At 55.1% G+C, this 3,740-nt stretch carries 3 protein-coding genes, 1 tRNA gene and 1 rRNA gene; all 5 read left to right on the forward strand.

Annotated elements, in window-relative coordinates; genetic code table 11:
• The first annotated feature begins 104 nt into the window (after positions 1 to 104).
• Positions 105 to 221, forward strand: a 5S ribosomal RNA gene (gene rrf, locus HMPREF2765_RS02590).
• A 321-nt stretch (positions 222 to 542) separates the two neighbouring features.
• A complete protein-coding gene (locus tag HMPREF2765_RS02595) occupies positions 543 to 1,286 on the forward strand; it encodes a DUF6891 domain-containing protein (protein WP_012904151.1) in 744 nt (247 codons plus the stop codon).
• 425 nt (positions 1,287 to 1,711) lie between these two features.
• Complete coding sequence (locus HMPREF2765_RS02600; RefSeq protein WP_070604201.1) at positions 1,712 to 2,590, forward strand: DsbA family protein; 879 nt, start codon at positions 1,712 to 1,714, stop codon at positions 2,588 to 2,590.
• A gap of 229 nt (positions 2,591 to 2,819) precedes the next feature.
• A tRNA-Thr gene (locus HMPREF2765_RS02605) sits at positions 2,820 to 2,893 on the forward strand.
• Positions 2,894 to 3,020: 127 nt separating this feature from the next.
• A partial coding sequence (locus tag HMPREF2765_RS02610) for an acyltransferase family protein (protein WP_141749075.1) occupies positions 3,021 to 3,740 on the forward strand: 720 nt, incomplete at its 3' end.

Below are 3,740 nucleotides of genomic sequence, written 5' to 3' on the forward strand. Positions count from 1 at the left end.
GTTTGCGTTCACTGTATGGTTTTTGGATAATAACCCTGGGCTTCCTTCGGGAAGTTGAGGCTTTTTATTCGGAAATTTTGAATAACGAAGTTATTCGCTAGATTTTCCGTGGTTATAGCAAGAGGGAAACGCCTGGTTCCATTCCGAACCCAGAAGCTAAGACTCTTCGCGCCGATGGTACTGCACTTTTGTGGGTGTGGGAGAGTAGGTCGCCGCGGGTTTTTTATTCAAGAGGGGAAGACCTTATAGGTCTTCCCCTCTTTTTGTGTACCCAAAAACTCTTAGAATGAAAACTCCTGGACGAAAGAAACCTAACTCATCAGAGATGCAGAGGTTTAGAGACTCAGCTGAGAAGCAGAGGAACAGGGGACGCAACCTAGACAGCCTGCCAGCCTTGATGCAGGGGCGACGAGATGGGGAGTTCACAGATCCGCCTGAATGACGAAGCAGAGGGCACGGTGGAGAAACTCTTGGTACCTTAACAACAAGAGCAATCCACATCTCTACCCGAGCGAATAGAGAACACGCAAAGGAGCATCATCATGGCTGATGAGAAGAGCATCTACGAACGCTGGAGCGAAGAACGCCTCGACCCGCCCTTCCCCAAAGAATGGGGGCTGGATGAAGAAGACGAAGCCGAGTTGCTCTGGCCCATCTGGCCCCTGCTGTTCATGGGTGAATCTGATACTGAGCAGTACGTAGAAACCATTACCGATTATGTGATGGACGTACTCGGTCTGGAATACGATGGGGAGAACGAAGACAGCAAGCTCTGGGAGAAGCGCGTAGAGGACTACGTGGAAGAGCTCATCAAGCGTCGTCGTGCCTTTGCTGCTGAGCTGGGCATTACCCCCGAAATGCAGAAGAACTCCAACCTCAACCGTGCCTTCGCAGCGCTGGAAGAAGAAGGAGTCATTGCACGACAGAACTTCACCTGTTGCGGTACCTGCGCATCCGCAGAAATCTGGGACGAAATGGATGATAGCCGTGAATGGAAGGGATACATCTACTTCCATGAGCAGGACACTGAAAGCCTCGCTGAGAGCGGCGGAACCTACATCGGTTTCGGTTCCTTCCTCGCTTACCCCAGGGACGAAGAAAAATGGAATACCCTGAGCGATGCGCAGAAGGAAGAGATTAGGGCCCTTCACGAGAAGCTCTCCGCACAGTTGCTGCGAGAGACGGTTATTCCCGTACTGGAGAAGCACGGCCTGAGCGTGAAGTGGAATGGTAACTACAACACCCGCCCCTTCATTGGGGGAGTGGAAGTCTACAACATTCCCTAACGGCTGGTGAGCTGAACCGGGTGGGTGCCTCGGCGTAGCTTGTGGCAGGGGAGGAACCTCCCAGAGCTACGAAAGTTTACGAGGAAAATAAGCTGAGAGCGTGAGAATAGACATCACAGTATCTCAGTCAGAGTATTAACTAGCCGATAAGGCACCCATTCGGTAGGCTAGACGGGTAGCGCGGTACATCCACACTAGAGAAAAGACAGAACCTATCCACATGATAGGAACTGCTCGACATACCTTTCAGTTGCTATACGTAGCAGGAAGCTGAGCTTTAGAACGCCCGGCAGAGATCAGAAGGCGCCGAGCTCAGACGAGCACTGGCACTCTGAACCTCTGCCCTGATGGGTGCGTACTCCATAAGGAGTAGGCTAGAAGAAGTGGACGAACCGCCACCCATATTCCCAACCAAAGGAGCAGGCATGTCGACCGACGCCCGCGAAAAAGCCCGCCAGATTGCGGCCCAGCAGGCCAAGAAGAGCCCCAGCCAGGCAAGCCGCCGCTGGCTCCAGTTCGGCGTACTCGCCGTGGTCCTCATCATCGTAGGTATCATCGGCTTCGTCGTAGTCAACGGCAACAAGAACACCAAGGTAGCAGAAAGCGGCCCGGTGCCCTCCAGCGCCAACGAATACGGTGGCATTGTGCTGACCAAGGACGGCATCGTCCAGAACTCCTCCACCCAGGAGAACCGCGACTTCAAGCAGCTCGCAACCTCGACCTCCTCCGTGACCCCCATGGTCAACGGAACCGCAGCAGCAGTCAACACCATGCCCCCGGGCGTGCAGACCGCTGAAGAGGCATCCAAGAACGGCCAGCCCGTACGCGTGACCATCTTCCAGGACTACAACTGCGTGCACTGTGCAGAGTTTGAGAAGAAGTACGGTGAGGAAATCCAGAAGCTCGTCGAAGACGGCACCATCACCCTGGAAATCCGTAACCTGACCTTCCTGGACCGTTCCTCGCCCACCGCATACTCCGCACGTAACGCGGCAGCAGCATATTCCGTGGCCAACCAGGTCAGCACCAGCGACTTCCTGAACTACCAGCGTGAGATCTTTACTCACCAGGGCCGCGGCGACATGAACAACCAGCAGATCGCCGACATCGCTTCTAAGCACGGTGCGTCCATCGGCTCCGATATGAACGATGGCAAGTGGCGCCCCTTCGTGGACGTGGTCAACGCTGAATCCGCAAAGAACGGTATTAAGGGTACCCCCACCGTCTTCGTTGATGGTGACCAGTACACCAGCAACGACTTCAGCACCTTCCTGAAGGAAAAGATCGAAGCTAAGAAGAAGTAACCGCTTCGATACGAAAACCCGGTAACCTCGGCGTGAGGCTACCGGGTTTTTCCATACACGGTGATAAGTACGAGGGGTGGGTGAGCAGCGTACAGAAGCGGTGCTCATAAGGGGTAAAACGAAGGAAACGAACATACCATCACCCCATAATTTAGAAGTATTCTCAACCAAACCCTAAAAGAACAACTAAGCAGACTCAACCAAGAGAATAGGGTACACTGGACAGGTTGCCTCCTTAGCTCAGTTGGCCAGAGCATCTGTCTTGTAAACAGAGGGTCACCGGTTCGAATCCGGTAGGGGGCTCAGAAAAATCCTGGTTCGCACCAGCCTCATAGCAGAGGTGCGGATCAGGATTTTATTGTAGCGAGTGTCCTCGAGTGTCTAAGGGACCCGCACCAACACATCGTCTACCCGCCCTGAGGAACCAAGTATGTCTGAAACCTCCGGAACCCCGCAGGCCCCCGCCTCGCAGGGCACCCGTACCGCGGCGCTGCGCACCGTCAAAGCACGCGAAACCAACGACTACCCCCTCGAAGAATTCATCGAATCGCGAGGATTCCGCCCCGAAATCCAGGGCCTGCGAGCCTTCGCCGTGCTCCTCGTGGTGCTCTACCACGTCTGGGTCGGCAAAGTCTCCGGCGGCGTGGACGTCTTCCTCTTCATCTCCGCCTTCCTGCTCTCGCTCTCCTTCATGCGCAAGATCAACGAAGGCAAACCCCTCAATCTCTTCAGCTACTGGATGCACGTCTTCCAGCGACTGCTACCCGTAGCCACCGTGGTTATCGCGGGTACCACCATTGCGTCCTTCTTCGTGCTCGCGCCCAGTCGCTGGTCGCAAACCGTAACCGACGCAAGGAGCTCCCTGTTCTACTTCCAGAACTGGAACCTCGCGTTCAGCTCCGTAGACTACTACGCCCAAAACGCCTCCGTGAAGTCACCCTTCCAGCACTTCTGGTCGCTCTCCATCCAGGGACAGATCTTCATCATCTGGCCCCTGCTCTTCGCCGCAGTAGCCTACGTCGTGCACCGATTCCGCGGGAACCTCTTCACCACCGCGGTATTCATCTTCAACACGGTGTTCGTCGCATCCCTGACCTTCTCCATCGTCGAAACCGACACCAACCAGGGATTCGCCTACTTCGACACCCGC

Source organism: Rothia sp. HMSC062H08 (genome assembly GCF_001810775.1).
Lineage (GTDB): Bacteria > Actinomycetota > Actinomycetes > Actinomycetales > Micrococcaceae > Rothia.